The 2085-nt window shown below is 64.1% G+C and carries 2 protein-coding genes; both read right to left on the bottom strand.

From position 1 onward, the window contains the following. The coding region (locus EOD15_RS33300) for a DUF3419 family protein (RefSeq protein WP_127409243.1) at positions 1 to 776 on the bottom strand (776 nt) is incomplete at its 3' end. A gap of 31 nt (positions 777 to 807) precedes the next feature. Then, positions 808 to 2085: hydantoinase B/oxoprolinase family protein (locus tag EOD15_RS33305; protein ID WP_245463837.1), on the bottom strand; the 1278-nt coding region annotated here is incomplete at its 5' end.

Below are 2085 nucleotides of genomic sequence, written 5' to 3' on the forward strand. Positions count from 1 at the left end.
GAATCGTACTGCGCCGGCGGGATGCCGAGGCCGAATAGCGAGGCCTTGCGCGACGTCGCCCATTTCAAAAGCTTCTTGTCGAAGACCGGCGCCAGCTCCTCGTTGAAGAAGCGGCGCTGCTCGCTGATGTTTTTGGCCTGCATGATGGCGGCTGGATTGACGCCGAAGAACTTTGCCGTGCGATGGCCCATGGAGATGAACAGGCCGAGCAGGCCGGTCTGGTAAAAATTGCGGTCGAACACAGTGATGCGACGGCGGCCGCGCCAGTTGCGGCGCTCCCAGTAGTGACGGCTGACAGGATCGAGATGCGGCGCGATGAAACGGTCATACGCTTTCGAATTGTGGCTGGTGTCGGCGGCGCCGAAGAAGCGGAACAGGTCGCCCTGCGATGGCAGGCGGCGCACCGCCTCCAGCTTCATGCGGTTCAGCGCGATGTGCGCGGTGTTGAGGTCGACGGCGTCGACCCGGGCCGGCGAGCGCGTGAGGTAGGCCAGAATGTTGCAGCCGCCGGAGGCGATGGTGACGACGCGGTGGCCCTGGCCAAGCTGCATCGCCTCCATGTCGACATCGGGGTCTTCCCAGATCTGGGGGTAGACGAGGCCGGAGAACAGGAAGGCGAACAGCCGCTCCGAAATGCCGGCCTTCGACAGCGGGGGGTTCTGGTAGACGGCCTTTCCAACTTCCTTGCCGCGGCGAAAAACCAGATCTGCGGAAACGTCCGTCATGGCAAGATGATTCCCCATTTGCTTTGCCGCAAGCGGGTAGCGCAGGGGCATGACAGCCCGGTGACAGCCTGTTGACGCCTTCTTACAGCTTGCCAAACCCGCCCGGTGTCGGCGTCGTCAGGATGACGGCCTCGCCCGCCTGCAGCACGGTCTGGTCGCAGGCTTTCAGCGTTTCGATCGCACCGTCCTTGCGGCGGACCTTGGTCGAGCCGACCTCGCCATCGCCACCACCGTCCAGCCCTTGCGGCGGGCGGTTGCGGTGCGAGGACAGGATCGCGCATTCCATCTTCTCGAGGAAGCGGATGATGCGCCTGGTGCCGTCGCCGGCGCTCCATTTGCCTTTGCCGCCGGATCCTTCCCGAATGTGGAAATCCTCGAGCAGAACGGGAAAGCGCAGCTCCAGCACTTCCGGATCGGTGAGGCGCGAATTGGTCATGTGGGTGTGGACGCCGGAGGTGCCGGCAAAGCCGCGGCCGGAATTCATCTGGCCGGCCGGCGAGCCGGAGCAGATCGTCTCGTAATACTGGTAGGTCTTGTTGCCGAAGGTCAGGTTGTTCATCGTGCCTTGCGCGTTGGCCATGGCGCCCATGGCGCCGAACAGCGCGTTGGTGACGTGCTGCGAGGTCTCGACATTGCCGGCGACGACGGCGGCGGGGTAGGCGGGTTTCAGCATGCAGCCGTCGGGAATGATGATGTTGATGGGCCGCAGGCACCCGGCATTCATCGGGATCATGTCCTCGACCATGACGCGGAAAGCATAGAGCACGGCCGCTCGGGCGACGGGTTCCGGCGCGTTGAAATTGTTCTTCATGACCGGTGATGTGCCGGTGAAGTCAACGGTCGCCTCGCGCTTTTGCCGGTCGACCGTGATCTTCACCTTGATGATTTGGCCGGTGTCGGTCGGGTATTCGTACTGCGAACTGTCGGGCAGCCGCTCCAGCACGCGGCGCACGCTTTCGGCCGCATTGTCCTGGACATGGCCCATATAGGCCTCGACGACATCGAGGCCGAAATGCGCGACCATCTTGCGCAGTTCCGCGACGCCCTTTTCGTTGGCGGCGATCTGCGCCTTGAGGTCGGCGATGTTCTGGTGCGGATTGCGGGCTGGATAGCGGTGGTCGGTGAGCAGCGTTTCCAGCTCCTTCTCGCGGAATTTTCCGCGGTCGACGATGCGGAAATTGTCGAACAGCACGCCTTCCTCGTCGACCGTGGTGGCGAGCGGCGTCATCGAGCCGGGTGCCGTGCCGCCGATATCGGCATGATGGCCGCGCGAGGCGGCCCAGAACAGGATTTCCTCCCCCCTCGAGGGGGAGGTGGCGGCGAAGCCGCCGGAGGGGGTCGGATCGACCGGGTTCGACGC

Source organism: Mesorhizobium sp. M7A.T.Ca.US.000.02.2.1 (assembly GCF_003996995.1).
Taxonomy (GTDB): domain Bacteria; phylum Pseudomonadota; class Alphaproteobacteria; order Rhizobiales; family Rhizobiaceae; genus Mesorhizobium.